At 60.8% G+C, this 26490-nt stretch carries 26 protein-coding genes; 11 read left to right on the top strand and 15 right to left on the bottom strand.

Going from position 1 to position 26490, the window contains the following annotated elements:
• Window positions 1-27: 27 nt before the first annotated feature.
• Together SC318_RS00395 and prlC are read right to left on the bottom strand one after the other, a co-directional pair.
• Window positions 28-303, bottom strand: coding sequence for a YheV family putative zinc ribbon protein (locus SC318_RS00395; protein ID WP_012721494.1), 276 nt, complete (start codon window positions 301-303; stop codon window positions 28-30).
• Window positions 300-2351 (bottom strand): oligopeptidase A, encoded by a 2052-nt coding sequence (gene prlC / locus SC318_RS00390; protein WP_320429198.1) that lies wholly within the window; start codon window positions 2349-2351, stop codon window positions 300-302. The genes SC318_RS00395 and prlC overlap by 4 nt, the downstream gene beginning before the upstream one ends.
• A gap of 101 nt (window positions 2352-2452) precedes the next feature.
• Here prlC and SC318_RS00385 point away from each other — a divergent pair, with 101 nt between their 5' ends.
• Window positions 2453-2995, top strand: coding sequence for a gamma carbonic anhydrase family protein (locus SC318_RS00385; protein WP_124384469.1), 543 nt, complete (start codon window positions 2453-2455; stop codon window positions 2993-2995).
• Window positions 2992-3651 carry an HAD family hydrolase gene (locus tag SC318_RS00380; protein WP_320429197.1) on the top strand — a complete coding sequence of 220 codons (660 nt, stop codon included), beginning with the start codon at window positions 2992-2994 and terminating at the stop codon, window positions 3649-3651. The genes SC318_RS00385 and SC318_RS00380 overlap by 4 nt, the downstream gene beginning before the upstream one ends.
• Before the next feature lie 16 nt (window positions 3652-3667).
• Here the strand turns inward: SC318_RS00380 and SC318_RS00375 are convergent, their stop codons facing one another.
• Both SC318_RS00375 and SC318_RS00370 read right to left on the bottom strand, forming a co-directional pair.
• Window positions 3668-6553 (bottom strand): RHS repeat domain-containing protein, encoded by a 2886-nt coding sequence (locus SC318_RS00375; RefSeq protein ID WP_320429196.1) that lies wholly within the window; start codon window positions 6551-6553, stop codon window positions 3668-3670.
• 72 nt (window positions 6554-6625) lie between these two features.
• A complete protein-coding gene (locus SC318_RS00370; protein WP_320429195.1) occupies window positions 6626-7699 on the bottom strand; it encodes an aminopeptidase in 1074 nt (357 codons plus the stop codon).
• 116 nt (window positions 7700-7815) lie between these two features.
• Here SC318_RS00370 and SC318_RS00365 point away from each other — a divergent pair, with 116 nt between their 5' ends.
• Window positions 7816-8238, top strand: coding sequence for a PA0061/PA0062 family lipoprotein (locus SC318_RS00365; RefSeq protein ID WP_320429194.1), 423 nt, complete (start codon window positions 7816-7818; stop codon window positions 8236-8238).
• Here SC318_RS00365 and SC318_RS00360 read toward each other — a convergent pair whose 3' ends face one another.
• Together SC318_RS00360 and SC318_RS00355 are read right to left on the bottom strand one after the other, a co-directional pair.
• Window positions 8239-8478, bottom strand: a complete 240-nt coding sequence (locus SC318_RS00360) for a DUF1161 domain-containing protein (RefSeq protein WP_320429193.1) — start codon at window positions 8476-8478, stop codon at window positions 8239-8241.
• Between the two features lie 203 nt (window positions 8479-8681).
• Entirely contained in the window at window positions 8682-9113 is a 432-nt protein-coding gene (locus SC318_RS00355; RefSeq protein WP_320429192.1) for an OsmC family protein, read from the bottom strand.
• Window positions 9114-9327: 214 nt separating this feature from the next.
• Between SC318_RS00355 and SC318_RS00350 the strand changes: the two genes are divergently transcribed.
• Complete coding sequence (locus tag SC318_RS00350) at window positions 9328-10329, top strand: LLM class flavin-dependent oxidoreductase (RefSeq protein ID WP_320429191.1); 1002 nt, start codon at window positions 9328-9330, stop codon at window positions 10327-10329.
• Between the two features lie 149 nt (window positions 10330-10478).
• On the opposite strand, the gene SC318_RS00345 is transcribed toward SC318_RS00350, so the two are convergent.
• A complete protein-coding gene (locus SC318_RS00345) occupies window positions 10479-10703 on the bottom strand; it encodes a DUF1161 domain-containing protein (RefSeq protein ID WP_320429190.1) in 225 nt (74 codons plus the stop codon).
• 116 nt (window positions 10704-10819) lie between these two features.
• Window positions 10820-11035 carry a dodecin gene (locus SC318_RS00340; protein ID WP_005783406.1) on the bottom strand — a complete coding sequence of 72 codons (216 nt, stop codon included), beginning with the start codon at window positions 11033-11035 and terminating at the stop codon, window positions 10820-10822.
• A gap of 157 nt (window positions 11036-11192) precedes the next feature.
• On the opposite strand from SC318_RS00340, the gene SC318_RS00335 reads away from it, so the two are divergent.
• Window positions 11193-11519 carry an ElaB/YgaM/YqjD family protein gene (locus tag SC318_RS00335; protein WP_320429189.1) on the top strand — a complete coding sequence of 109 codons (327 nt, stop codon included), beginning with the start codon at window positions 11193-11195 and terminating at the stop codon, window positions 11517-11519.
• Here SC318_RS00335 and SC318_RS00330 read toward each other — a convergent pair.
• Window positions 11516-12412, bottom strand: a complete 897-nt coding sequence (locus tag SC318_RS00330; RefSeq protein ID WP_320429188.1) for a LysR family transcriptional regulator — start codon at window positions 12410-12412, stop codon at window positions 11516-11518. The two genes, SC318_RS00335 and SC318_RS00330, sit on opposite strands and share 4 nt — an antisense overlap.
• Before the next feature lie 110 nt (window positions 12413-12522).
• On the opposite strand from SC318_RS00330, the gene trpB reads away from it, so the two are divergent.
• The 3 genes from trpB (at window position 12523) to SC318_RS00315 (ending at window position 16388) form a co-directional block, all read left to right on the top strand.
• Window positions 12523-13749 carry a tryptophan synthase subunit beta gene (gene trpB, locus SC318_RS00325; RefSeq protein ID WP_320429187.1) on the top strand — a complete coding sequence of 409 codons (1227 nt, stop codon included), beginning with the start codon at window positions 12523-12525 and terminating at the stop codon, window positions 13747-13749.
• Window positions 13749-14558, top strand: a complete 810-nt coding sequence (trpA, locus tag SC318_RS00320; protein WP_320429186.1) for a tryptophan synthase subunit alpha — start codon at window positions 13749-13751, stop codon at window positions 14556-14558. Before trpB ends, trpA begins: the two co-directional genes overlap by 1 nt.
• 168 nt (window positions 14559-14726) lie before the next feature.
• Window positions 14727-16388, top strand: coding sequence for an FAD-binding oxidoreductase (locus SC318_RS00315; RefSeq protein WP_320429185.1), 1662 nt, complete (start codon window positions 14727-14729; stop codon window positions 16386-16388).
• 37 nt (window positions 16389-16425) lie between these two features.
• On the opposite strand, the gene SC318_RS00310 is transcribed toward SC318_RS00315, so the two are convergent.
• The 6 genes from SC318_RS00310 to SC318_RS00285 form a co-directional block, all read right to left on the bottom strand.
• Entirely contained in the window at window positions 16426-17730 is a 1305-nt protein-coding gene (locus SC318_RS00310; RefSeq protein ID WP_320429184.1) for an MFS transporter, read from the bottom strand.
• A 122-nt stretch (window positions 17731-17852) separates the two neighbouring features.
• Entirely contained in the window at window positions 17853-19001 is a 1149-nt protein-coding gene (gene dgoD / locus SC318_RS00305) for a galactonate dehydratase (RefSeq protein ID WP_003170741.1), read from the bottom strand.
• Window positions 19002-19049: 48 nt separating this feature from the next.
• Window positions 19050-19670: a 2-dehydro-3-deoxy-6-phosphogalactonate aldolase gene (locus SC318_RS00300; protein ID WP_124384455.1), complete on the bottom strand. Its 621-nt coding sequence runs from the start codon at window positions 19668-19670 to the stop codon at window positions 19050-19052.
• Window position 19671: 1 nt separating this feature from the next.
• Complete coding sequence (locus SC318_RS00295) at window positions 19672-20631, bottom strand: 2-dehydro-3-deoxygalactonokinase (RefSeq protein WP_320429183.1); 960 nt, start codon at window positions 20629-20631, stop codon at window positions 19672-19674.
• A gap of 164 nt (window positions 20632-20795) precedes the next feature.
• Window positions 20796-21122 carry a DOPA 4,5-dioxygenase family protein gene (locus SC318_RS00290; RefSeq protein WP_320429182.1) on the bottom strand — a complete coding sequence of 109 codons (327 nt, stop codon included), beginning with the start codon at window positions 21120-21122 and terminating at the stop codon, window positions 20796-20798.
• A gap of 29 nt (window positions 21123-21151) precedes the next feature.
• Complete coding sequence (locus SC318_RS00285) at window positions 21152-22102, bottom strand: choline sulfate utilization transcriptional regulator (RefSeq protein WP_320429181.1); 951 nt, start codon at window positions 22100-22102, stop codon at window positions 21152-21154.
• Window positions 22103-22205: 103 nt separating this feature from the next.
• On the opposite strand from SC318_RS00285, the gene betC reads away from it, so the two are divergent.
• The 3 genes from betC (at window position 22206) to SC318_RS00270 (ending at window position 26379) form a co-directional block, all read left to right on the top strand.
• Window positions 22206-23720 carry a choline-sulfatase gene (gene betC, locus SC318_RS00280; RefSeq protein ID WP_320429180.1) on the top strand — a complete coding sequence of 505 codons (1515 nt, stop codon included), beginning with the start codon at window positions 22206-22208 and terminating at the stop codon, window positions 23718-23720.
• Between the two features lie 16 nt (window positions 23721-23736).
• Window positions 23737-24651 (top strand): choline ABC transporter substrate-binding protein, encoded by a 915-nt coding sequence (choX, locus tag SC318_RS00275; protein WP_320429179.1) that lies wholly within the window; start codon window positions 23737-23739, stop codon window positions 24649-24651.
• Between the two features lie 159 nt (window positions 24652-24810).
• Window positions 24811-26379 carry a SulP family inorganic anion transporter gene (locus SC318_RS00270; RefSeq protein ID WP_320429178.1) on the top strand — a complete coding sequence of 523 codons (1569 nt, stop codon included), beginning with the start codon at window positions 24811-24813 and terminating at the stop codon, window positions 26377-26379.
• Window positions 26380-26490: the final 111 nt, after the last annotated feature.

The raw sequence follows: 26490 nt of genomic DNA, 5'->3' as shown, positions 1-26490 counted from the left end.
AGCGAGCGTACTCGCTCCCGCTGCCACTCACTCTTTCTTGAGCTTGGGATTGGGGAAGAACTGCACCGCTTGGACCTTCGGGTCCGCCGGTGCTTTCAGTGCCGACGTATTGACCCGCGTGCCCAACTCCTTGGGCACCGACAGCCCCTGGTCGTTGAGCGTATCGGTATAACCACAGGCCACACATTCGCGGTGCGGCACGTTGTCTTCGGTCCACATCTTGAGCTTGTCCGGCTCGCTGCACGCCGGGCAGACCGCCCCGGCGATAAATTGCTTTTTGGTAATCACAGGCCCTTCACTCATGCTGCCGCGTCCTCACTCAGGCCGCTGTGGCGCAAGAGTGCGTCAATTGACGGTGCACGTCCGCGGAAATCGACGAACAACACCATCGGCTCCTGAGAACCGCCCCGTGCGAGGATCGCTTCACGGAAGGCACGACCAGTTTGGGCATTGAGCACGCCGTCTTCTTCGAACTTGGAGAAGGCATCCGCTGACAGCACTTCGGCCCACTTGTAGCTGTAATAACCCGCGGCATAACCGCCAGCGAAGATGTGCGCGAAGCTGTTCGGGAAGCGGTTGTAGGCCGGTGGCCGCATCACAGAGACCTCATCGCGCACGCCTTCAAGCACCTGCGCCACACTGCGACCGTCGCCGTGGGTGGCGTGCAATTCGAAGTCGAACAGCGAGAATTCCAGCTGGCGCACCATCATCAGGCCGGACTGGAAGTTTTTCGCCGCGAGCATTTTTTCCAGCAGGTCCTGCGGCAGCGGCTCACCGGTTTCGTAGTGGCCGGAAATCAGCGCCAGGCCTTCAGGCTCCCAGCACCAGTTCTCCATGAACTGGCTCGGCAACTCCACCGCATCCCAGGCCACGCCGTTGATACCGGACACGCCGGCATGTTCGACGCGGGTCAGCAGGTGGTGCAGGCCATGGCCGAACTCGTGGAACAGGGTGGTCACTTCATCGTGGGTCAGCAGGGCAGGCTTGCCACTGTCGGCCGGGGTGAAGTTGCACACCAGGTTAGCCACCGGGCTCTGCAGCACACCGTCGATCTTGCGGCGACGGTCGCGGGCGCCGTCCATCCAGGCACCGCCACGCTTGTTGGCGCGGGCGTACAGGTCGAAGAAGAAGCGGCCGACGTGCTGGCCGTTTTCCTTGATCTCGAACAGGCGCACGTCCGGATGCCAGGCGTCGAAGCCTTTCTGCTCGGCGATTTCGATGCCGTACAGGCGCTGGACGATGGCGAACAAGCCGCTCAGTACCTTGTCGATCGGGAAGTAGGCGCGCAGGGCTTCCTGGGACACGCTGTAGCGCTGCTCGCGCAGTTTTTCACCGTAGAAGCCGCTGTCCCAGCTTTGCAGGTCGGCGCACCCTTGCTCGGCGGCGTAGGCCTTGAGCTGTTGCAGGTCCTGGGTCGCGAACGGTTTGCTGCGCTGGGCCAGGTCGCGCAGGAAACTCAGCACTTGGTCGCTGGACTCGGCCATTTTGGTGGCCAGGCTCAATTCGGCGAACGATGCGTAGCCCAGCAGCTGTGCCAGTTCCTGGCGCAGGTCGAGGATCTGCTCCATCACCGGGCCGTTGTCGTTCTGGCCGGCATTCGGGCCTTGGTCCGACGCGCGCGTGCAGTAGGCCGCGTAGACTTCCTCACGCAGCGCACGGTCCTGGGCGTAGGTCATTACCGCGTAATAGCTTGGAAATTCCAGGGTGATCAGCCAGCCATCGAGGCCTTTGGCCTGGGCGGCGGCAGCCATTTGCGCCTTGGCCGAATCGGTCAGGCCGGCAAGGGAGGCTTGGTCGGTGACGTGCTTGGTCCAGGCCTGGGTGGCGTCCAGCAACTGGTTGGAGAATTTGCTGCCCAGCTCCGAAAGCTTGCTTTGCACTTCGGCGTAGCGCTTTTGCTGCTCTGGCGGCAAATCAATGCCCGACAGGCGGAAGTCGCGCAGCGAGTGTTCGAGGATGGTTTTCTGCGCCACATCGAACCCGGCGGCCTCGGGGCTGTTGGCCAGGGCTTCGAAGGCCTGGAACAGTTCACGGTTCTGCCCCATCTCGGTGGAATAGGCGCTCAATGCCGGCAGGCACGCCTCATAGGCTTCGCGCAGCTCGGCGCTGTTGCACACGGCGTTGAGGTGGCTGACCGGGCTCCAGGCGGCGCCCAGGCGGTCGTTCAGCTCGTCCATGGCCAGAATCAGGCCCGCCCATGTCGGATTTTTTCCCTGGCTTTGCAGGATGTCTGCGATAGCCGCACGGTTATCGGCAAGAATCTGTTCGATGGCCGGCTGGACATGCTCGGCACGGATCGCCGAGAACGGCGGCAGGTCGTAGGGCTGCAGAAGAGGATTGTTCGCGCTCACGGTTGGCACCTTGGCTGAAGAAACAGATGAGACAAAGATGGGGGCATCTTAATTACAATCAACACCCACCGCAGCTATCAGTACAAGAGAGAGAGGCTATCGTGACCCTTCGCACCTATCAGAACCACACGCCCACCCTGGGCTCCGGGGCTTTTGTCGATATTTCGGCGGTGGTGATCGGCGATGTTGAAATCGGCGCCGACAGCTCAGTCTGGCCGTTGACGGTGATTCGCGGCGACATGCACCGCATCCGCATCGGCGCACGCACCAGCGTGCAGGACGGCTGTGTGCTGCACATTACCCACGCCGGCCCGTTCAACCCGGACGGTTTCCCGCTGTTGATCGGCGACGACGTGACCATCGCCCATAAAGTCATGCTGCACGGCTGCACCGTGGGCAGCCGCATCCTGATCGGCATGGGCAGCATCGTGATGGACGGTGCCGTGGTGGAGGATGACGTGATCATTGGGGCCGGCAGCCTGGTGCCGCCGGGCAAGACACTCGCCAGCGGCTTTTTGTACGTTGGCAGCCCGGTTAAACAGGTCCGCCCACTCACCGACAAGGAGCGTGCCTTTTTCACCTACAGCGCGGCGAACTACGTGAAGCTCAAAGACCTGCACATCGCGCAAGGATTCGACCAATGACCTTGCACCACCCCACCGTCCTGTTCGACCTCGACGGCACCCTCACCGACCCGCGCGAGGGCATCACCCGTTCGATCCAGTACGCCCTGGGCAAACTGGGCATCGATGAGCCGGACCTGACCAGACTCGAACACTTCATCGGCCCGCCGCTGCTGCAAGCGTTCATGCAGTTCTACAGCTTCGACGAGGCCAAGGCGTGGGAAGCGGTGAATTTCTATCGCGAGCGCTTCAGGGTCACCGGACTGTATGAAAACCAGGTGTTCAACGGCGTAATGCCCTTGCTGGAAGAACTGAACAGCCAGGGCCGCCAGCTGTATGTGGCCACCTCCAAGCCGTGGGAATTCGCCCGCGAGATCGCGCGGCATTTCGACTTCGCCAAGCACTTCAAGGTGATTTACGGCAGCGAGCTGGATGGCACACGCACCAACAAGGTTGAGCTGATCGCCCACTTGGTGCGTGAAGAAGGGCTGGACCCGTCCAGCACCTTGATGATTGGTGATCGCAAGCATGACCTGATCGGCGCGCGCAGCAACGGGCTGGATTCGGTGGCGGTAGGGTATGGGTTTGGCAGCTTTGAAGAGCTGCATGCCGAGGCGCCGACCTGCCACTTTGAAACAGTGGCCGAGTTGCACCAGGCGTTCATGCGCCACCGTTAACCGGCCACGTTGTCTTTCAAGGCCTGCGTCTGCGCACCGCAGCACTTGCCGTCGGTGAGCTTGCACGGTGAGCGGATATTTCACTGGTCAGCCTGTTTTTTCTGCGCAGATAGTCGGCTTTGTTGAGGTGCAAGGCGGCCAGCAAGGAAAAATAATGGGTGTTGGCCTCTGCACTGGTGGCCAGTGAAATCCTCTCACTGCGTAGTCGACTCAAGTAGGACGACAACGTCTCCTCGGTGGCCGAACTACCGCCTTCATCGTGGGTAGCGAGTGCGCTGTGGGTGACTTCATGAATGAAGGTATGAGCGATTGCCTCGACGCAAGAGCGTTCCAGAAAGTCGCGCTGAAAATACATCAGTCGCTTCAAGCCTGGCATCGTCAGCCTGCCGGACTCCAGGGTGCCTCTGGCTGAAATAGCCTCTACCGTCGTCCGGCCTTCATGGTGCTCCATGACACTTATGCGGTGTAAGTTGTCATGGTAATAACTAACGGCAGACATCGTTTCCCTTAGATTGCTCGCGCCCTGCGTCGCCCCAAAAAACAATGCGTTCAACTGATTCAGCTCAGTTGCGTTAGCAGGATCATTGATCGCCGCATACGCTGCATTCAGCAGCACAGAAGCCGACTCCGCACCCGCTACGAGCTTTTGATAACTGGGTGACCCTACCCACAATGAATGACGGATTTCATCCGAAACGTTGCGTGCCGCGGCTAAACCTACGCCACCCGCAACGACCGCGCCAAAGGCGACCGACGCCCCCACGACGCCCGTCAGCTTGGCCCCTAGCGCAGCAACCCCGCCCAGTACCAAGCCCTGTGCAGCGCCCTGGGCCACGTTGTGCCCAAGGCTCGGCAACCTGCCTCGACCTGCCGAACTCCAGTCGGTGGGCAAGGACGTAATCATTCCTTGGCGATCAACCCTGTTCATCGGGTTGTTATGCACCATCCGGTATCGATTCAACCCGTCAATTGTGCCTGCCGGATCCGGGCTGATCCAACGCTGCAACCAGGGGGCGTAGTAACGCAACCCGTAGTAATACAGCCCAGTAGCATCGAGCTCCTGGCCGCTGTAACGGCGCGTTTTATAGCTTGCCTCAATGGCACCTCTCGCTGCCCACCCTGCGGTGCCGCCAAATGGGTAGTAACTTTCCTGACTGATCAGCAGGGCCTTTTCATCCAATTCCAGGGTGCTGCTGCCCAAGTGATCCGACAGGTTGCAACGAATGGAATGGTTCGCAAGTTCGGCAGGGCGACCTTTTTCCCATTGAAGTATCCGCACGCTGTAACGACCGACTTCAATATTCAAGACATTCAGCCATTCGCCACTGGCACTGTCGCGCCGTACTTCCAGCCCCGGCAGATAAAACACCTGCGCACGATGAGTGAGGGCACGCGCCCGGGATAAGCAACTTTTTATCACCCGTCGACCGAAGGCATCGTAGCCGTACAGCTCTTCATCGTTGGCCGCATTCTCACGGACCACCAAGGCAACACTGGCCAATCGGTTGGAGACATCCCAGTTCAGGGTCTGCCCACGCTCAAGTTGCTGCTGGTTGCCATTAAGGTCAAAGCCCTCGTCCAATCCGGGCGACTCGATCAAGGGGCCTGTACTCGGCAGGCTTCGGTTGCCGAGCGTCGCAACCTTCATCGTCCGCGTGTAGCCGCTGCCACTGCTAGGCACGTGCTGCAGCCTTTGCAGGTTGCCATTGGCGTCATAGGTATAGGTCCGGGTGTAGTTGCGCCATTGGCTATCATCTGCGGCGCCGAAAGTCACCCGCCTTGGCAGACCCGGTCCGGCGCTATTGTGCGCATTCTCTCGTCCACTGGCGCGGATCAGCTGATACAACGTGTCATATTCATAGCGGCTGACAGCCCTGACCTGGGCGTTGCTCGACCATTGGACTGGTTGGGCTGCGTCGACGATTTCGACTGCATTGCCGACGTGGTCGTAGGTGTAGGTCAAATCTTGCAGCAGCTCTTTCCTTGCCCCGCTGCGATAGGTCAATAAGCGCTGCAGCCGCTGACTGCGTGCGTCGTAGCGCCACTCGCTTACCACGCCGCTGCCAGCGCGTTGCGTTATCAAATGACCACTGGCGTTGTAGTCGGCCCCCGTCGCGATGACCTGACGAGCACCACCCGCCAGGGTAATACCCACTTCCAGCAGCTCACCCATGCGTCCATAACGACTGTCTTTTAGGTTGTTTTTCGCATCTACCTGCTCAAGCTCTTCCCCCAGCGCACTGAAGCACCAAGACGTCACGAAGTCTTCTTCCTGCAATAAAGCTTCTCGCTGTGTGGCTTCCAACGGCCAGTTGACCGCCGCACTCTGCCGAAGAAAACGCTGCCCCTGCTTTGATACCTGACCCTGCAGCCCATACACCTCAAAGCGCGTTCTGAGGCACTGGCCGTCATGCAACACCAGCCGGCCACAGCGATTATTCACCGCCTCAGCCGTTGAATATCCTGCATATTCCAGCCTTTCTACGCAGCGCTCAGATGAATCATTGGCCGCTTGCTCATACACCGCCACGGGCCGCAGCGAAGCGTCATAACTGCACTGACGGTGGGCGCCGCGAGCGTCCCACCTGTGCAGCCACTGACCCGCGCCCCCCAGTAACGTCAAGCGCCAGCCTGCATCCGTGCTATCGCTGGAGATTGGTTGGCCGCCAAGGCTGTAGACCGTCACGTGACAGGCTTTTTTCATCCCTTTGGCCTCATCTGCCCGCTGACGTGGCCCGTACTGCTGCACGACGAAACCCGAAGCGCTAAACACCTGACGACTGATACGCGCCTCAAGCTCGACCTGGGCAGTCGGTCGGTAATAAGCGACCGTGCGCACAGCCAACCCGCGAGGATCGATCGCCGTTAACGTTGGGGTGTTCTGATGCAGGGGCAGAGACATGAGGTAAACCTGAGACGGTGGAGGTCAGGAAACTTTAATGACCGCGTCTCAGAGCCGTGCGATACGTAAATATCACTTGTCTCCAGGCGCCTCAGCGGCGATCCCCTGGTGCTCGTCCATCAACTGCCGCAGATGGGCCTTGCGCTCTGGCGCAGCCAACGCGCCCAACGCCTGCACCGCCCCATAGAACCTGACCCAATCTGCGCCTTCCTGCCGAAACAATGCGGCAAACGCCGGCACCCATTGGTCATACAGTCCGAAAGGCAGCAGTCGTGCGTTGTTCATCGGCTGGTTGATCCAGGCGTCATAGCGCTTGTCACCGCCCCATTGGCTGTCGCGCAGTTGCTGGTAGTCGTTGCGCAAACGCTCGAACTCTGCCGCCTTGCCCTGGCGCATTGCCGCGGCGGGCAGAGGCTGGGCGTAGAGGTTTTCCAACCGCTTGCGGGTATCGAGAATCAGCCGGACAAACTGGTCACGCTGCTGCAACGCTGCATCACCGACGGGCGCCAGGCCACGGGCCGCCCGCCATTGACGCGTACCTTCCTGCTCGACGAAGGAGGCGAATGATTCATTGAATTCAGTATCGTCTTTCACATAGAAACGCTGGTGGGCCAGTTCGTGAAAGATCAATGTCGCCAGGCGCTCGTCGCCCCAGTTCATCATCGAACTGATGATCGGGTCGTTGAACCAGCCCAACGTGGAATAGGCCTCGACGCCGCCAATCGACACGTCCATGCCTTGTTGGCGCAGCAACGCCGCCTCGCCGCGCGCTGCGCCCTGGCTGTAATAGCCGCGGTAGGCGACGCAACCGGCGATGGGGAAGCAATGGTTTTCAGGCGACAGAGAAAACTCCTGCGTGGCGAAGACATTCCACACCACATAGGGCCGGCCAATATCGGCGTAGAGCCGGTAACTCTGATTGTCTGGCAAGTGCAATTGTTGGCTGGCGAACGTGCGAGCTTTCTGGGATTGAGCAAGATGCTCGCGCAACCGTTGAGGACGGGCGGGGTCGGCGACAACCTCGGCCACCGGTTCTCGCGCCCGCAGCAGGTGCCACTGGCCACTCGCCAATTGGCCGTAATAACTGACGCTGGAGCAGCCGCCAAGCAGCACAGCCGTCAGCCCTGCAAGAAAACGTCTGATCATGCCGCGACTGCTCCCAAGTGGCGTATCCGCCAGGCTGATGCGCTTGAAATGAATTTGAATTTTCCACGTGATGGCGTGTTTATACTCAAAATACCTTCTCGCATTGAGTACCTGCCATGCGCCAGTTTCTGTTTCCGGTAGCCGCGCTGTTCCTCAGCGCCTGTACATCGACACCCATCCCAGCCGTCGACCCGCAGCAGGCCTGGGTCGACTTCACCACGCCAACACCGGGCGCCAAATTGCTCATGGCGCAACGGCTGGACGGGAAAAACCTCGACGACGGGCGTTATTTCCAGATGCCACCCGGGCCCCACGAACTGATGGTGCGCTTCGACTTCGAAGTGCCCGCCGGCGGTGGGTTGGGAGGACTCAGCCAGATGATGTATCGAACCTGCTTCATGACCTTGCAGTACGACCGCTTCCAGGCCGGGCAACGCTACGTACTGGAAGGGCGCTCACTGGCCTTCACGCCCAACATCCGCCTGTATGACTCGGCGCGTCAGTTGCTGGCCGAAGAGCGCAGTGTGAACTGCATCTGATCAGTCGTTGTTTTTCTGGTAGAGGATGCGCTTGGTTCCGTTTTCGCACGAGCCGACAATCATGGCGCTGTCGTGGTTCTTGGCTTCTTCGGCAGTGATGATTTCCAGGGTGTAGGACGGGATCGCCTTGGCCTGGATCTTTACCTCAACTTCCTTCCTAAGCTCTTCACAATCTTTTGGCGCGGCCACGGCCGAAGTGGCCAATACACCGCAGATGATTGCCAAGGCAAAACGTTTCATGTGTGTAGCTCCCTGAATGCATTCGCACGGATGTGCGGCTAAGGCTGCATAGGCTATAGGACCACATCTATGAAACACGAGTTCTGATTTAACGCAGAACTAAATGTGGAAGGGGGCTTGCTCCCGATAACGAGTAGTCAGCCAGTGCTTGGGGGCTGATATACCGCTATCGGGAGCAAGCCCCCTCCTACATGGAAGGTGTGTCAGTTAACCAGCGTGGCATCCAGGGTGATGGTTGCATTCAACACCTTGGACACCGGGCACCCTTCCTTGGCCTTTTTGCTCAGTTCGTCAAACTGCGCCTGGCTGGTCCCAGGGATCTTGGCTTTGAGAATCAGATGCACCGCGGTAATCGCAAACCCGCCCTCGACCTGGTCGAGGGTCACTTCGGCCTGGGTGTCGATGCTGTCGGCCTTGAGGCCAGCATCGCCGAGGATCATGGAAAACGCCATGGAGAAACAGCCGGCGTGGGCCGCACCGATCAATTCTTCAGGGTTGGTACCCTTGCCGCCTTCGAAACGGGCCTTGAAACCGTAAGGCGCTTCGCGCAGCACGCCAGTCTCGGTGGAAATGGAGCCCAGGCCGGTCTTCAGATCGCCTTCCCAATGCGCGGATGCCTTTTTAACGATACTCATAGCTTTCTCCTCGAACGGTGGTTTTGCGTCAGTAAGCTTCTGAGGATAGACGCAGCGGCAAAGTTCACTTGTCGGAAAAACCTACCAATTAAGTAGGAAATTTCACGACTGCTATTGAATCTCGGGTATATGCCCTTATTGCTTGGTATATGCACATGAAGCGGCAGGTTTTGGTTCGTCTAAGAAGCCTGCGCCCCTATTGGAGAAGCAGGCTATGAAATCACTGTCCGACGTAAAATTCTCGGCACTCGACCTGGTGCCCGTACGCGCCAATGGCAGTGCGGCCCAGTCACTGCATAATTCCCTGGACCTTGCCCAGCACGTGGAAAGGCTCGGCTATAACCGTTTCTGGGTGGCTGAACACCACAACATGGACGGTATCGCCAGCTCGGCCACGTCGGTACTGCTCGGCTACCTGGCAGGTGGCACCTCGACCATCCGTGTCGGCTCCGGTGGGGTGATGCTGCCCAACCATGCGCCGCTGGTGATCGCCGAGCAGTTCGGCACCCTGGAAAGCTTGTACCCCGGCCGTATCGATCTGGGCCTGGGCCGTGCGCCCGGCGCCGACCAGATGACTGCCCGCGCCCTGCGCCGTGAACGCTCCGGCAGCGCGGATGACTTTCCCGAAGACGTGGCCGAGCTGATGGCCTACCTCGGCCCACGCACGCCCGATCAACGCGTGATCGCGGTACCGGGCACCGGCACCAACGTACCGGTATGGCTGCTGGGTTCGAGCCTGTTCAGCGCGCAACTGGCCGGCGAACGTGGCTTGCCCTACGCCTTCGCCTCGCATTTCGCACCGCGCCTGATGCATGAAGCGATTCGCGTGTACCGCAATCACTTCAAGCCTTCGGCCGTGCTGGACAAGCCCTACGTCATGCTCGGCATTCCGCTGGTCGCCGCTGACACCGATGAACAAGCCGACTACCTGGCCACCTCCGTGTACCAGCGCATTCTCGCGCTGATGCGTGGGCAAAGCCTGGTGCAGCGCCCACCGGTGAACACCATGGACGGCCTGTGGCTGCCCCACGAAAAAGAGGCGGTGGGCAGTTTCCTCGGCTTGGCGATGGTCGGCAGCCCGGAGAAAATCCGCGCCAAACTGCAGGTGCTGATTGAACAGACCGGCGCCGATGAGCTGATCTTTACCTGTGACCTGTACGAACATGCCGACCGGATTCATTCCTACGAACTGCTGGCGCAGGTGATGAAGGGCTAAATTCCAGATAAAAAAACACCGACGCGCCTGTGGCGAGGGAGCTTGCTCCCGCTGGGCTGCGCAGCGGCCCCAAAAAAGGGAGCGCTACGCACTCCAGCGGGAGCAAGCTCCCTCGCCACAAGTGCGTCGGTGAATGTCTGCAGCACGGGTTATCCGCGCTTGTAGACGATTTCCTTGGTGTCGCCTTCACAGCTACCGACTACCTTGCCATCGGCCGCTGCGCCTTTGTCCACCACTTCCAGCGAATAACCCGAAGCGCCCTTGGCGTCGATTTTCGCTGCAATTTCGCTTTTGAGGTCTTCGCAAGGCTTGCCGGCCGCCAGGGCCGTGCCTGCGATGCTCAACAAACCTGCCGCTAACAGAAACTGCTTCATCCGATACTTTCCTTGCGCTGGTTGAAAAGAGCGTGCCGACGCTTGAGACGTCGGCACGTGTTGTGTGTAGCGCAGGTTATGGCAATCGGCCAGCGGTCAAAGTTCCACGCGCCCGATCAACTACTGGCGATTCGGAATCCCACCTTCAGCGTGACCTGGAAATGCGCGGCCTTGCCATCCTTGATGTGACCCCGGGTTTCGGTCACTTCGAACCACTCCAGATGCTTGATGCTTTTGTTGGCTTCAGCCAGGGCGTTATTGATCGCATCTTCGATGCTGGTGGTGGATGAACCTACCAGTTCGACTTTCTTGTAGGTGTGATGATCACTCATGGCGTTTCTCCTGTGGGTCGTCAATCAAGACTAGCAGTGAATATTCGTACTGCTTGAGGCGACCGCTTGGCTGTGAAAGTTCAGATTTAATGCACTTTCTGAAACGGCCGCAGTCGGTATCTACACACGCCACTCAATCACTTCAGGAGATGTCCACATGGCCAACACTTCTTTACGCAAAGCGTCGCTGGAAAGCATGGAAGCCGAGATTTCGAGCCTGCTCAAGTCCCTCGAGAGCCTTAAGGACGACGCATCCGATGAGTCGCGCAAAACGCTGAAGGCCCTGAAAAGCAATGCCGAGAATGCCCTCAAGCACTCCCGTCACCTGATCAGCGACGCCTATGAAGAAAGCAAAGTGAAAATTCGCGAAACCGGTGTTGCCACTCGCGACTACGCACAAGAGCACCCATGGACCACAGCGGGCGTGGCTGTAGGCGCACTGGGCCTGCTGGCCGCTTACCTGCTGTTCAAACGCGGTGACTAAGCCGGTTGGCGCGCCAGCTCAGCCTTGAGCCATTGCGCCAATTGCCCTGCGCGCCCATCCGCGGCGCGCTTGGGTAGCCACAACGCCAGGTGCGCCGGGGTTTCACTGAAGCCCCACGGCGCCACCAGGCGGCCCGCTCGCAGGTCCTCTGCCACCAGCGGTTCAGGCGCGATGGCCACTCCCAACCCTGCCACCGCCGCTTCCAGCAAATAATACAAATGCTCAAAACCCTGGCCGAGCTTCAGCGCGTCGGGCTCGATCCCGTGTTGCTGCGCCCAGCTGGGCCAGGCTTGCGGGCGTGAAGTGGTGTGTAACAGTGCTTCGCCACACAGTGCAGCAGCAGGCGCGTGGCGCATGCTTGCGTAGCCGGCAAATCGCGGACTCATCACCGGGCCGATACGCTCGCTGGCCAGCTCGTACACCTGCATATCCGCCGGCCACGGTGGTTCGGCGAACACCAGCAGCGCGTCCAGCCCTGGGCGACGCGGGTCCAGATCGCCTTCGCCCGCCGACAGGTGCAGACGCAAGTCAGGCAGGTCAGCATTCAAGCGTCCCAGGCGTGGAATAAACCAGCGCGCCAGCAAACTGCCTGAGCAACCCAATACAAAAGGTGCGTCGGCGCTGTGTTGGGCCAGCTCTGCGCACACGTCCCGCAGCCGCTCAAACGCCTCGGCACTGGCGTCGCGCAACCTGGTGCCTGCATCTGTGAGTTTAAGGCCGCGACCTTCCTTGACGAAGAGGCTGACGCCCAAGTGTTCTTCCAGCACCTTCAACTGGCGACTGACGGCGCCATGGGTGACGTGCAGTTGCTCGGCAGCCTGGCTTACGCTACCAAGTCGGGCGGTGGCTTCAAATGCGCGCAGCGCATTGAGGGGTGGAAGGTCTCGACTCATCTGTGAGTTTTCCTGACAGGTTGCGGCGATCTTATCGGTTTTCAGCCGGGGGCGGCAGGGGTAGAGTGGCCCTCATTGTTTTCTGCATCCATTCTTTCCTGGAGCGTCCCATGACTCAGTCCCAGTCCGATCTGCGCAACGGCCCCGACACCAACGGCCTGTTTGGCGCGTTTGGCGGCCGCTACGTCGCTGAAACCCTGATGCCGTTGATCCTTGAACTGGCCCGTGAATACGAAGCGGCCAAAATCGATCCGTCGTTCAACGAAGAATTGGCCTACTTCCAGCGCGATTACGTCGGGCGCCCAAGCCCGCTGTACTTCGCTGAACGCCTGACTGAGTTCTGCGGCGGCGCCAAGATCTACCTCAAGCGCGAAGAGCTCAACCATACCGGCGCGCACAAGATCAACAATTGCATCGGCCAGATCCTGCTGGCGCGGCGCATGGGCAAGAAACGCATCATCGCCGAGACCGGCGCCGGCATGCACGGCGTGGCCACCGCCACCGTCGCCGCGCGCTTTGGCCTGCAATGCGTGATCTACATGGGCACCACCGACATCGAGCGCCAGCAAGCCAACGTATTTCGCATGAAGCTGCTGGGCGCCGAAGTGATCCCGGTGGTCGCTGGCACCGGCACCCTCAAAGACGCGATGAACGAGGCCCTGCGTGACTGGGTGACCAACGTCGACAGCACCTTCTACCTGATCGGCACCGTGGCCGGCCCGCACCCGTACCCGGCCATGGTGCGCGATTTCCAGGCCGTGATCGGCAAGGAAACCCGCGACCAGCTGCAAGCCCAGGAAGGCCGCCTGCCGGACAGCCTGGTGGCGTGCATCGGTGGCGGCTCCAACGCCATGGGCTTGTTCCACCCGTTCCTGGATGACACCAGCGTCGAGATCATCGGCGTTGAAGCGGCCGGCCATGGCATCGAAACCGGCAAGCACGCCGCCAGCCTCAACGGCGGGGTGCCTGGTGTATTGCACGGCAACCGCACCTTCCTGCTGCAGGACGACGATGGCCAGATCATCGACGCCCACTCGATTTCCGCAGGCCTGGACTACCCCGGCATCGGCCCCGAACACGCCTGGTTGCACGACATCGGCCGCGTCCAGTACACCTCGGTGACGGACGATGAAGCCTTGGAGGCATTCCACAAATGCTGCCGTCTGGAAGGGATTATTCCGGCCCTGGAAAGCGCCCACGCCCTGGCCGAAGTGTTCAAGCGTGCACCGACCCTGCCCAAGGATCATCTGATGGTGATCAACCTGTCCGGCCGTGGTGACAAAGACATGCAGACCGTGATGCACCATATGGAAACCAGCCAGCAGGAGAAACACTGATGAGCCGCCTGCAAACCCGCTTTGCGCAGCTGAAAGAACAAAACCGCGCCGCCCTGGTGACCTTCGTCACCGCCGGCGACCCGGGTTATGACGCTTCGCTGGCCATCCTCAAGGGCCTGCCCGCCGCCGGCGCCGATGTGATCGAGCTGGGCATGCCCTTCACCGACCCGATGGCCGACGGCCCGGCGATCCAGCTGGCCAACATCCGTGCACTTGAAGCCAAGCAGAACCTGGCGAAAACCCTGCAGATGGTCCGCGAGTTCCGCAAGGACAACAACGACACGCCGCTGGTGCTGATGGGTTACTTCAACCCGATCCACAAATACGGCGTGCCGCAGTTCATCACCGATGCCAGGGAAGCCGGCGTAGACGGCCTGATCGTGGTGGACATGCCGCCCGAGCATAACGGCGAGCTGTGCGACCCGGCCCAGGCCGCCGGCATCGACTTTATCCGCCTGACCACGCCGACCACGGACGACGCCCGCCTGCCGACGGTACTCAATGGCAGCTCTGGCTTTGTGTACTACGTGTCGGTGGCCGGCGTGACCGGTGCCGGTGCCGCCACCCTGGAACACGTCGAAGAAGCCGTGACCCGCCTGCGTCGCCACACCGACCTGCCGATCAGCATCGGCTTCGGTATCCGTACACCCGAACAAGCGGCAGCCATCGCGCGCCTGGCGGAAGGTGTAGTGGTGGGTTCTGCGCTGATCGATCACATCGCCAACGCCAGCAATGACCAGCAAGCCATCGATGGCGTATTGAGCCATTGCGCGGCGTTGGCCGAAGGCGTGCGTAACGCTCGCCGGTAAACGCGTCGGTTTCTATTCCTGCGCTAGGCTTGTGGGTGACATTTCGTCACCCACAAGCACTTCATGCCTATTGCCGTCTAACCGCCTCTGCAAGCCTTGCGCCGTTCTTGCCTCCCGGTCGTTAAGTTAGCTGCATCAGAAGTCATCTTTGGCTCTCAGGAGTACATCATGGCATTTGATCTGATCACGTCTTCGGACCCCCGTCATTCCACCCTGCAAAAAGGCTTCAACCTGCGCTGGCCATTGGGCAATGTGCAGGGCGAGTCTTCGCCCAATGGCGCTGACTTCATCTATATCTGCCACAGTTCGGACGACATCATGGCGGCGGCTGCCCAGGCGCTGTCGCTCGACTCTGGCCGCATTACGGTGCGCAGCGGCGGCCATTGCTACGAAGGCTTTGTCTCCAACAGAATGCCCGGTGACGCCAGCGAGGTGCTGTCGATCCTGGATATCAGTGCGTTGAACCAAGTGGTCTACGATGCCGACGGGAATATTCCTTCGCAGTTGGTAAACGAACGGCCCGAGCGCTACAGCTTCCGCCTGGAGGCCGGAGGGCAGAATTGGGATGCCTATGTCAGCCTGTACAAACTCGCCAATAAAACGCTGCCGGGCGGCTCGTGCTATTCGGTGGGCCTGGGCGGGCACATCTGCGGGGGCGGCTATGGGCTGCTGTCACGCAAACACGGCCTGGTGTGCGATTGGCTGCACGGTGTGGATATGTTGGTGCCGAACGCAGAGGGCAAAGGCCTGGAACCGGTGCATGTGTCCCGAGACAGCACAGACCCTGACGAGCTCGACCTCTTCGCGGCGTGTTGCGGCGCAGGAGGCGGTCAATTCGGCATCATCACCAGTTACTACTTCAAGGCATTGCCCGACGCGCCGAAGGAAGTGCTCTGGCTGGCACTGGAATGGGATTGGTCGCTGCTGACTGAAAAATCCAGGCTTGACGACCTGCTTGTCGCGTACCAGGACTGGTTCGCCCGCAACCAGGGCAATCCCGACACCTGGGGCTTGGCCACCAAACTGGAGATGCGCCATCAGCACACCGGGAATGTGACCCTGGGCATCCATTATGTTGATCGGGACGGAGGGCTGGCGGACCAGGCACCCTTCGAAGATTTCGTCGCAAACATGCTCGGTGCCATCGGCCTGCCTGCGACCGAATGCCTGGTGCCGTTTCACGTCGTGCATATGCCAAGCGGCGGCGCCCGCGGACGTAGCATCCAGGCGTTGCCGGACGCGTTGGCGGCCGCACGACGCCTGGATTGGCTGGTGTGCCAGCAAACCCTGAATGGCTCGGGCGACAACCTGCGCGGGCGCTACAAGTCAGCGTACCAAAAGGGTGAATTCACGCCTGCGGTACTCCAGGCGATCTGGGACACGTTGCACTTGGACGACCCCGATGAACACTTGACCCAGAGCCTGATACAAATCCAGTCGTTCGGCGGGCGCATCAACGAGCCCACACCAGCGGTCCGCAAAGAGTCGTCGGTTTCACAGCGTTCGTCCTATCTGAAGTGGCAACCGCAATGTTATTGGCAAGATGCTGGCGAGGCAGCGGACCAGGCCCATGCCCGCTGGATTCAAGGGCTGTTTTTCCAAGCCTTCGCCAATGACCAGGGCGTTCCCCTGAATGACCAGTTCGAAGGGTGCTATATCAACTACCCGGATCTGGACATGACCCACATCGGCGGTGACCCGGCAAACGCTAAAAACCCCCTTTGGTACAAGATTTTCTGCCCCGAGACGCCGATAGAAAGCCGCCTGCGGCGCACCAAGCGGCATTGGGACCCGCACAACGTGTTCCGTAACGAGATGTCGGTGCCGTAAGCAGGCAAAAAAAGGGCGACCTCAAGGTCGCCCGATTTCACAGCTCGATCCGCTCGACCTTGCCCACCAGCAGCACGTAGGAAAGCGCGCCAAGCAACGCCAGCACCGCGATATAGGTAATCGCTGGCGCAAACGAATCACCGCTGGCGAGAAAACCAATCACGATTGGCGTGGCAATGGCCGACAGGTTACCGATGAAGTTGAACACGCCACCGGTCAGCCCCAGCAAACGTGCGGGTGCAAGGGTGGACACCAGCGACCAGGTGATTGACGCCAGGCCATTGCCGAAGAACGCCACCGCCAGGAATGCAATGACCCAGGCTGTCGACTCCACGTAGTTGGCGCCAATGATCGCGGTGGAAATCAGCAGCCCGCCAATGATCGGCAACTTGCGCGCAAAGCCCACCGAGGCGCCTCGGCGAATCAGCCAGTCGGAAAAAATCCCGGAACACAGGACACCGACGAACGCCGCCAGGAAGGGCAGCGAGGCCAGCAGGCCGGACTTGATGAAATCCATGCCGCGATACTTCACCAGGTAGGTGGGGAACCAGGTCAGGAAAAACCACAGCGTGGAATTCAGGCAGAACTGGCCCAGGTAGATGCCCCAGAGTTTGCGCTTGCTCAGCACAATGCCGAGGTCGACCCAACTGAACGGCGCCTTGGCGGCTTTTTCCTGCATGTCCACCAGGCCGCCACCTTCGCGGATCAGCTCGATTTCGGCGGCGTTGGCGCCTTTGAAATCTTTCGGCTCGCGGTACACCGCATACCAGATCACCGCCCACAGAATGCCCACGCCACCGGTGGCGACGAACACCATATGCCAGCCGAACGCATGCTGCAGCCAGGCCAGCACGGGCGTGAGAAACGCCAGCCCGACAAACTGCCCGGAGGTATAGACGCCAATCGCGGTGGCGCGCTCGCGCTCGGGGAACCAGGTGGTCACAACCCGGCTGTTGATCGGGTAGGCCGGGGCTTCCAGCGCGCCGACGGCCATGCGCAACACGAACAACGCGATGAAGCTGGCGGCAAAGCCCAGCATCACGGTGGCGATGGACCACAGCAGCAGAGCGGCGGTGTAGAGAATGCGCGGCGGAACACGGTCCACCAGCCAGCCGCCAGGAATCTGCATTGCCGCGTAGGTCCAGCCGAATGCGGAGAAAATCAGGCCGACGTGGACCGGGTCGATGCCCAGCTCGCTGGTCAACGCAGGGGCGGCAATCGACAGGTTGCTGCGGTCGAGGTAGTTGATCACCACGGTGATGAACAGCAGCACCATGATGAAAAAGCGCTTTCGGCTAGGCGTGACTAAAGAAGCCTGCCCGGTGAAGGATTCAGGTTGCATGGGAGGTGCCTCTTTTTATGTTTATTGAGGTCTGGAACAGGACTGACTGAAGAAACCGAATCAAATGTGGGAGGGGGCTTGCCCCCTCCCACATCTTTTGACCCTGTTATCTCAGTTGGAAATCACCACTCGGCGAAACTGCCGTCGGCATGGCGCCAGATCGGGTTGCGCCAGCGGTGGCCGATGGCCGCACGTTCGATCACGTATTCCTCATTGATCTCAATGCCCAGGCCCGGCCCGTTGGGGATCTTCACGAAGCCCTGGTCATAATCGAACACACCCGGGTCACGCACGTAGTCGAGCAGGTCGTTGCTCTCGTTGTAGTGAATGCCCAGGCTTTGCTCCTGGATGAACGCGTTGTAGCAAACGGCATCCAGTTGCAGGCAGGCGGCGAGGGCAATCGGGCCCAGCGGGCAGTGCAGGGCCAGCGCCACGTCGTAGGCTTCGGCCATGTTGGCGATCTTGCGGGTCTCGGTGATGCCGCCGGCGTGGGAAGCATCCGGCTGGATGATGTCGACATAGCCTTCGCTGAGCACGCGCTTGAAGTCCCAGCGCGAGAACAGGCGCTCGCCCAGGGCGATCGGGGTGCTGGTCAGCGGTGCCAGTTCCTTGAGGGCCTCGTAGTTCTCGCTGAGCACCGGCTCTTCGATGAACATCAGCTTGTACGGGTCAAGCTCCTTCATCAGGACCTTGGCCATGGGCTTGTGTACCCGGCCATGGAAGTCGACGCCGATGCCCACGTTAGGCCCGACCGCATCGCGCACGGCAGCGACGTTGGCCAGGGCCAGGTCGACTTTTTCGAAGCTGTCGACAAACTGCAGCTCCTCGGTGCCGTTCATTTTCACCGCAGTGAAACCTCGCGCCACGGCTTCTTTGGCGGCGCGGGCGGTGTCGGCCGGGCGGTCGCCACCGATCCACGAATACACGCGGATCTTGTCACGCACCTGGCCGCCCAGCAGGTCACTGACCGAAACGCCCAGGGCCTTGCCCTTGATGTCCCACAGTGCCTGGTCGATACCGGCGAGGGCGCTCATGTGCACCGCGCCACCACGGTAGAAACCGCCGCGGTAGAGCACGGTCCAGATGTCTTCGATATTGCGTGGGTCTTTACCGATCAGGTAGTCGGACAATTCTTCGACAGCAGCGGCCACGGTGTGGGCGCGACCTTCAACCACAGGCTCACCCCAGCCGGTGACGCCCTGGTCGGTTTCGACCTTGAGGAAGCACCAGCGCGGCGGGACGATGAAGGTCGTCAGTTTGGTGATTTTCATCTGTTATCTCTCTTGTAGATGCGGCGCCAGCAGGCGCGAAACTTGAAATCAGCCGAGGGCTTTCCAGGCCGCGACATACGCCTGGGCGCGGCTCGCAACCTGCTCCACGCTCATGCCCGGTTTGAACAGGCCCGAGCCCAGGCCGAAGCCTTTGGCACCGGCGTCGGTGAACACCTGCATGTTGTCCGGGGTAATACCGCCGACCGGCAGCAACAACGTGCCCGCCGGCAATACCGCCAGCCACGCCTTGATCACCGCCGGGCCCATTTGCTCGGCCGGGAACAGCTTCAATACGTCGGCCCCTTCGGCCAGTGCGGCAAACGCTTCGGTCGGCGTGGCGACGCCCGGCGACAGGTACAAGCCCGCCGCTTTGGCCGCACGCAAGACCTTGGCATCACTGTGGGGCATGACAATCACTTGCCCGCCAGCGGCCTTGACCTGCTCGACCTGCTCGGGCGTCAGCACCGTGCCGGCACCGATCAGGCAATCGGCGGGCAGGCTGTCGCGCAGGGTACGGATGCTGGTGTAGGGATCGGGCGAGTTCAGCGGCACTTCGATCACGCGAAAGCCGGCCTGGTACAACACCTGGCCGACGGCTTCGGCTTCGTCCGGGCGCACACCGCGCAGGATCGCGATCAAACCGTTTTGTGCGAGTGCTGTCTTGAGCATGTCAGGCCTCCGTTACAGGTTGAGTGAGCCCGGCCGCCACGGCCAGTTGCCACAAGCCGCGCTCGCTGGCTTCCTGCGCCAGGCTGACGTGGGCAAAGCCGCAAAGGGCGAGGGCGCGTTGATAGCGGGCGCAGAGCGCGGCGGCGCCGACCAGGATGATCGGCTTGTGCTTTGCGCTGTCGGGTAACCCGGCGAGCTCATGGCCGATGAGCAGGCCGGACAGGTAGTCGGGCTGCTGCTCTGGGGTGAGTTCGGCGGTGAGCCCGAGGGTGCGGGCGCTGAAGAGGGTCGAGAGCACGCCGCGTTGGCCGTCTGACGACAGCGCGACATGCACGCCCCGGTCGAATGCCTCGGTCTGGAAATGTTCCGATGGTTTCTGGGTACGCCCCAGGATGCTGTGGCTGCTCAATACTGCGAACAGCTCACCGGTCATGAATGTGTCGAAGTGCGTGATACAGCCCTCGACCACCTCGACCCACTTGGAATGGCTGCCCGGCAGGCCGATCAGCACGTCGCTCGCAAGCCCGTGCAGCACGCCGAGCACCTGGGTTTCTTCGCCGCGCATCACATTGGGCAGTCCGACCTGTTCGATCACGCCCGGCACGATATGCACATCCACGCCACGCACGCTGCGCACCTTGTGCAACGCCTGGCCCAGGCGGGCGACATCGACCGGGGTGTTGCGATAAGCCGCTTCGCTCCAACCCTGTGCACTGCCGACCATGCCGCAGGCGATCACCGGCAGTTCGGGCTGGGCGTCGAGCCAATCGCCACAGGCGGTATCAAAGGCCAATTCAAAACCGTTGCTGCAGTGAACACCGGCGATGTCACGCGGTTCGCTGGGCAAATGCATGATGCCCGACGCCAGTGAGCGTTGTTCCAGCACCACGCCTGCGGGGCCGAGTTTGTAAGCACGAAGGGAGCTTGTTCCCCAATCGAGCGCGATCAATTGCGCCTGCATCGCTTCACCTGAAATGAGTGGGTGCTGAAATAAGCAGATGGGCGAATATAAACCTATGCCTGTTTAAATCTCAATATATAAATAACAGTCCCATATATTGAGATATGGCAATGCAAAATCCTACACCTTGTTAAGAAGATGACGATGGCGTCGGTAGACAGAGGTTAAAAAATAGACAAATCCAGCTCGCGCATCGCACCCATCCAGATCGCGTAATCAGTGTGATCCTTCAGGTCATCGCCGGTCTCGGGATGCAGGAAGACCACCAGGCCCTTGCGATGCAGCGCCAGCCACGGCAGCACCACCCCGATGTATTCCGGCTCGAACGCCAACTGGCAGCTCCAGTCCGGGTGCGGGCCCACCGGGCGCTCATGCACGCGGCCCATGCGCAGCGGGAAGAGCGCCGCCGCGTCTTCGCACAAGGTGCGCGCCTGGTCGATCGTACTGGCGTCGAAGTAGATATGGGCGTGATAGCCCTTGATACGTTGCATGACGGACTCCCGATCCCTGTGCGCCGATCCTAGACCGCAATCGACGGCAGGGCCAGCCCGGTCAATGACTGCGCGCTGCTGGCCTGCTCCGCCACCAGCCAATCGACGAAGCGTTCGACCAACTGCCCGCGACGCTTGCGCTGGGGTTGCACCACGTAATAGCCGAAACGCGAGATCACCGTGTCGCTGATCGGCCTGCACAGCCAGTTCTGCTCCAGCAGATTGTCCACCAGATGGCGCCAGCCGATGGCGACGCCCTGGCCGGCAATCGCCGCCTGGATCAGCAGGGTGTAATTGTCGAAACGCAATTGCCCAGGCGTGGGCGCGGCGCTGATACCCAGCTCGCGGAATACACCAGCCCAGTCGAACCACTGGCTGTTGTTTTCCTGGCGCAGGTGCAGCAAGGGATAGTCCGGCAGGGTTTGCACCGTCAGCGGGGCGGTCTGGTTCTTCAGCCACTGCGGGCTGCACACCGGGAAGACTTCTTCGTTGAACAGCCACAGGCTGTCGCCCTGCTTGAAGCGCCCATCGCCAAACAGCACAGCCACGTCGATGTCACTGCGCAGGCTGGCGTGGTTGCGCTCGCTGGTCACCAGGCTGACGTCGACCTGCGGGTTGGCCTCATGGAAGCGATGCAGGCGCGGCATCAGCCAGTAGGCGGCGAAGGCAAAGTCGGTGGCCACTTGCAGCACTTCGTGCTGGTCCTGCTGGGTGACCGTGCTCAGGCCCAGGTTGATGGTTTGCAGGCCGGCTTGAACCTGTTCGAACAGCAGGGCACCCGCATCGGTCAATTCGATGCCACGGTAGATACGGTCGAACAAGCGGATCGCCAACTGCTCTTCCAGACGTTTGATCTGCTGGCTGATGGCCGGTTGGGTGGTGCCCAGCTCCATCGCGGCGCCCGTGAAACTGCGCTGGCGCGCAGCCGCTTCAAACGCACGCAGCAGATCGAGGGAGAGGTCACCGAGCGCTTCATACATAAGCTGTGCTTATCCTAGGCATTGTGATTCATGGGCTTTACCCGGTTTTCAGAGGACTCCATGCTGGTTCGCATAAACACCGCCTATGGAATGCCGAGAAACCATGAAGCGCAAGAACATTCTTTTCATCATGGCCGATCAAATGGCCGCGCCGATGCTACCGTTCTACGGACCTTCCCCGATCAAGTTGCCGAACCTGAGCCGCCTCGCCGAAAACGCTGTGGTGTTCGACGCCGCCTATTGCAACAGCCCACTGTGCGCGCCGTCGCGCTTTACCCTGGTCAGCGGCCAGCTGCCGAGCAAGATTGGCGCTTATGACAACGCGGCGGACTTCCCGGCCGATGTGCCCACCTACGCCCACTACCTGCGTCGCCTCGGCTACCGCACCGCGCTGTCGGGCAAGATGCATTTCTGCGGGCCCGACCAGTTGCATGGCTATGAAGAGCGCCTGACCAGCGACATCTACCCGGCCGACTACGGCTGGGCGGTGAACTGGGATGAACCGGATGTGCGCCCCACCTGGTATCACAACATGTCCTCGGTGCTGCAAGCCGGGCCGTGCGTGCGTACCAATCAGCTGGATTTTGACGAAGAGGTGGTGTTCAAGGCCCAGCAATACCTGTTCGACCATATTCGCGAGGACGGCGACCAACCGTTCTGCCTGACGGTGTCGATGACCCATCCGCATGATCCGTACACCATTCCCAAGCCGTTCTGGGACCTGTACGACGACCACGACATCCCCTTGCCTGAAACGCCTGCGCAGGGTGATCTCGACCCGCATTCCCAGCGTTTGCTCAAGGTCTACGACCTGTGGGGCAAACCGCTGCCGGTGGATAAGATCCGCGATGCCCGCCGTGCCTATTTCGGCGCCTGCAGCTACATCGACAGCAACGTCGGCAAGCTGCTGCAAACCCTGGAAGACACCGGGCTGGCCGATGACACCCTGATCATCTTCTCGGGTGACCACGGCGACATGCTGGGCGAACGTGGGCTCTGGTACAAAATGCACTGGTTCGAAATGGCCGCCCGCGTGCCGCTGCTGATCAGCGCGCCGGGGCAATTCGCGGCGCGCCGTGTGACCCAGGCCGTCTCGACCGCCGATCTGCTGCCCACCCTGGTGGAATTGGCCGGCGGCGAGCTGGACCCGCGCCTGCCACTGGACGGCCGTTCGCTGCTGCCGCACTTGCAAGGCCAGGGCGGGCACGACGAAGTCTTTGGCGAATACATGGCCGAAGGCACCATCAGCCCGCTGATGATGATTCGCCGCGGCGCCTACAAATTCATCTACAGCGAAGACGACCCTTGTCTACTGTTCGATGTGCACAACGACCCGCATGAACGGGAGAACCTCAGCCAGTCACCGGAACACCGGGCACTGTTCGAGGCGTTTTTGAACGAGGCGCGGGCCAAATGGGACATCCCGGCGATCCACCAACAGGCACTCGCCAGCCAACGCCGCCGTCGCCTGGTGTTCGAAGCACTGACCCAGGGCAAGCTCAAGAGCTGGGACCACCAGCCGCTGGTAGACGCCAGCCAGCAGTACATGCGCAACCATATCGACCTCGACGACCTGGAGCGCAAGGCACGTTACCCACAACCCTGCCAACACCAATAAATACAGAGGGAAGGCCATGCAAAAGTTAACGGTAGTGCTGGGCATTCTGGCGTTGAGCAGCGCCAACGCCTACGCCGACGCCAGTTGTGAAACGGTGAAAATGGCCGATCCCGGCTGGAGCGACATTGCGGCGACCAACGCCATCACCGGCTTCCTGCTGACCGGCATGGGCTACAAGGCCAAGGTCGACACGCTGGCGGTGCCGATTACTTTCGGCGGTCTCAAGGACGGCCAGGTTGATGTGTTCATGGGCAACTGGATGCCGGCGCAGCAAGGCTTTTATGACAAGTTCGTGGCCAATGGCGATGTGGTGCAACTGGCCAAAAACCTCGACGGCACCGAGTTCACCCTCGCTGTGCCGGACTATGTGTGGGATGCCGGCGTGCATGATTTTGCCGATCTGAATAAATTCGCCGACAAGTTCGACAAGAAGATCTACGGCATCGGCTCCGGCGCACCGGCCAATATTTCTCTGCAGGAGATCATCAAGAAAAACGACTTCGAGCTTGGCCAGTGGAAGTTGATCGAGTCGAGTGAACAGGCGATGCTCGCCGAAGTCTCGCGGGCGGTGAAGAAACAGCGCTTCGTCACCTTCCTCGGCTGGACGCCGCACCCGATGAACGTGCAGTTGAACATGCATTACCTCAAAGGCGGCGAGAAGTATTTTGGCGACACCGGCAGCGTCTACACCCTGACCCGCAAGGGCTATGCGCAAGCCTGCCCGAATGTGGGGAAACTGCTGACCAACCTGAGTTTCACTCAAGACATGGAGAACAGCATCATGGCTGAAGTGGCGAATAAGAAGGTCAGCAATGCCGATGCCGCGAAGGCCTGGATCAAGGCCAATCCTGCGGTGTTGGATAAGTGGCTGGAAGGCGTTAAAACCCTGGACGGCCAGGATGCCTTGGCCGCTGTAAAAGCCAAACTCTAAGACACACCACGATCCAAATGTGGGAGGGGGCTTGCTCCCGATAGCGGTGTTTCAGTCGATACATCTGGTGACTGGCACACCGCTATCGGGAGCAAGCCCCCTCCCACAGAGGCCTGTGTGTACTGATAACCTAGCCCAATCTTCAAATTCGAGCCTGCGATGTCCCGGCCCAACCGCCACACACTGTTGCCCTTCCTCAGCTGGCTGCCACGCCAAACCCGCGCCAGCGTCGGCCGCGATGCCATCGTGGGTCTGAGTGGCGCAGTGCTCGCACTGCCGCAGTCGATTGCCTACGCACTGATCGCAGGGCTCCCACCTGAATACGGGCTCTACGCTGCCATCGTTCCGGTAATGATCGCTTGTCTGTGGGGCTCGTCATGGCACCTGATCTGCGGCCCTACCGCGGCGATCTCCATCGTGCTCTATGCCAGTGTCAGCCCGCTGGCGGTGCCGGGGTCCCAGGACTACATCACATTGATCCTGCTGCTGACCTTTCTCGCTGGCGTGTTTCAGTGGTTACTGGGCCTGCTGCGCTTCGGCGCGCTGGTGAATTTTGTCTCCCATTCCGTGGTGCTCGGTTTTACCCTCGGTGCCGCCGTGGTAATCGCGCTCGGGCAGGTGCCCAACCTGCTGGGGCTGGACGTTCCGAGCCAGGCCACCGCCATCGACAGCCTGCTGGCGCTGATCGAGCATGCCGGCGAATGGGACCATGCCTCGCTCGCCCTGGGCTTGGGCACGTTGCTTGTCGGGGCGCTGCTCAAATACCTGATGCCACGCTGGCCGACTTTGTTGATCGCCCTGGCCCTGGGCAGCCTGGCCGCGTGGCTGTGGCCGTCGCTATTGGGGCATGTGGCGCTGGTCAGCTCGTTTGTCGGCAAGCTGCCGCCCTTGCGCGCGCTGCCGATGGACCTGGAGACGATCCTGCGCTTGCTACCCAGTGCCGTGGCAGTGGGCATGTTGGGCCTGGTGACCAGCCTGTCGATTGCACGCTCACTGTCGGCGCGGTCACAGCAAGTGCTCGACGCGAATCAGGAGGTTCGCGCCCAAGGTTTATCCAACATCATCGGCGGGTTTTTCTGCGGGTATCTGTCGGCAGGTTCCTTCACCCGCTCCGGCCTCAGTTATGAAGCGGGCGCCCGCTCACCACTGGCCGGCGTGTTTTCGGCGCTCTGGGTGGCGCTGTTCGCGCTGTTTGGCGCGGGGTTGATCGCCCACATTCCGATCCCCAGCATGGCGGCGAGTATCCTGCTGATCTGCTGGGGCCTGGTGGACCACCGAGCCATCCGTGCGTTATTCCGCGTGAGCCGCGCCGAGTTCGTGGTGATGGGCCTGACGTGCGTCGCCACGTTATTGCTGGAACTGCAGACGGCGATTTATGCGGGGGTACTCGCGTCGCTGTTTTTCTACCTCAAGCGCACCTCGCAACCACGGGTTCAGCACTGGCGCGACGGTGACGAGGATGTATTGAGGGTAGGCGGCTCAATCTTTTTTGGCGCCAGCCATTACCTGCAAGTACGCCTGCAACGTTTGCAGGGCGAGCGGGTGGTGATCGAGTCGCAGCAGATCAACTTCATCGACTACTCCGGGGTAGAGATGCTGCACCAGGAAGCCCGACGGTTGGCGGGGTCGGGGCGCAGCCTGACGTTGCGCGGGGCCAGGCCACAAGTGGTTGAAGAACTGAAGAAACTGGAAGGGCCTGACAAGTGCCCCATCTATTTCGAAGACTGAACGCGATCAAACTGTGGGAGGGGGCTTGCCCCCGATAGCGGTGTTTCAGCCAACATAGGGGTAGCTGACAGACCGCAATCGGGGGCAAGCCCCCTCCCACATTTGATTTGC

Source organism: Pseudomonas sp. MUP55 (genome assembly GCF_034043515.1).
Lineage (GTDB): Bacteria > Pseudomonadota > Gammaproteobacteria > Pseudomonadales > Pseudomonadaceae > Aquipseudomonas.
This window is presented reverse-complemented; position numbering and strand designations above follow the sequence as displayed.

Excerpts from the sequence above, each read along its gene's own strand:
- SC318_RS00370 (WP_320429195.1), bottom strand. The coding sequence starts at position 7,699 with ATGATCAGACGTTTTCTTGCAGGGCTGACGGCTGTGCTGCTTGGCGGC.
- SC318_RS00375 (WP_320429196.1), bottom strand. The coding sequence starts at position 6,553 with ATGTCTCTGCCCCTGCATCAGAACACCCCAACGTTAACGGCGATCGAT.
- trpB (WP_320429187.1), top strand. The coding sequence starts at position 12,523 with ATGACTCAGTCCCAGTCCGATCTGCGCAACGGCCCCGACACCAACGGC.
- SC318_RS00355 (WP_320429192.1), bottom strand. The coding sequence starts at position 9,113 with ATGAGTATCGTTAAAAAGGCATCCGCGCATTGGGAAGGCGATCTGAAG.
- choX (WP_320429179.1), top strand. The coding sequence starts at position 23,737 with ATGCAAAAGTTAACGGTAGTGCTGGGCATTCTGGCGTTGAGCAGCGCC.
- SC318_RS00295 (WP_320429183.1), bottom strand. The coding sequence starts at position 20,631 with ATGCAGGCGCAATTGATCGCGCTCGATTGGGGAACAAGCTCCCTTCGT.
- SC318_RS00290 (WP_320429182.1), bottom strand. The coding sequence starts at position 21,122 with ATGCAACGTATCAAGGGCTATCACGCCCATATCTACTTCGACGCCAGT.
- SC318_RS00315 (WP_320429185.1), top strand. The coding sequence starts at position 14,727 with ATGGCATTTGATCTGATCACGTCTTCGGACCCCCGTCATTCCACCCTG.
- betC (WP_320429180.1), top strand. The coding sequence starts at position 22,206 with ATGAAGCGCAAGAACATTCTTTTCATCATGGCCGATCAAATGGCCGCG.
- SC318_RS00345 (WP_320429190.1), bottom strand. The coding sequence starts at position 10,703 with ATGAAGCAGTTTCTGTTAGCGGCAGGTTTGTTGAGCATCGCAGGCACG.
- SC318_RS00330 (WP_320429188.1), bottom strand. The coding sequence starts at position 12,412 with ATGAGTCGAGACCTTCCACCCCTCAATGCGCTGCGCGCATTTGAAGCC.
- SC318_RS00270 (WP_320429178.1), top strand. The coding sequence starts at position 24,811 with ATGTCCCGGCCCAACCGCCACACACTGTTGCCCTTCCTCAGCTGGCTG.
- SC318_RS00395 (WP_012721494.1), bottom strand. The coding sequence starts at position 303 with ATGAGTGAAGGGCCTGTGATTACCAAAAAGCAATTTATCGCCGGGGCG.
- SC318_RS00365 (WP_320429194.1), top strand. The coding sequence starts at position 7,816 with ATGCGCCAGTTTCTGTTTCCGGTAGCCGCGCTGTTCCTCAGCGCCTGT.
- SC318_RS00300 (WP_124384455.1), bottom strand. The coding sequence starts at position 19,670 with ATGCTCAAGACAGCACTCGCACAAAACGGTTTGATCGCGATCCTGCGC.
- trpA (WP_320429186.1), top strand. The coding sequence starts at position 13,749 with ATGAGCCGCCTGCAAACCCGCTTTGCGCAGCTGAAAGAACAAAACCGC.
- SC318_RS00335 (WP_320429189.1), top strand. The coding sequence starts at position 11,193 with ATGGCCAACACTTCTTTACGCAAAGCGTCGCTGGAAAGCATGGAAGCC.
- SC318_RS00350 (WP_320429191.1), top strand. The coding sequence starts at position 9,328 with ATGAAATCACTGTCCGACGTAAAATTCTCGGCACTCGACCTGGTGCCC.
- dgoD (WP_003170741.1), bottom strand. The coding sequence starts at position 19,001 with ATGAAAATCACCAAACTGACGACCTTCATCGTCCCGCCGCGCTGGTGC.
- SC318_RS00380 (WP_320429197.1), top strand. The coding sequence starts at position 2,992 with ATGACCTTGCACCACCCCACCGTCCTGTTCGACCTCGACGGCACCCTC.
- SC318_RS00340 (WP_005783406.1), bottom strand. The coding sequence starts at position 11,035 with ATGAGTGATCATCACACCTACAAGAAAGTCGAACTGGTAGGTTCATCC.
- SC318_RS00310 (WP_320429184.1), bottom strand. The coding sequence starts at position 17,730 with ATGCAACCTGAATCCTTCACCGGGCAGGCTTCTTTAGTCACGCCTAGC.
- SC318_RS00285 (WP_320429181.1), bottom strand. The coding sequence starts at position 22,102 with ATGTATGAAGCGCTCGGTGACCTCTCCCTCGATCTGCTGCGTGCGTTT.
- SC318_RS00360 (WP_320429193.1), bottom strand. The coding sequence starts at position 8,478 with ATGAAACGTTTTGCCTTGGCAATCATCTGCGGTGTATTGGCCACTTCG.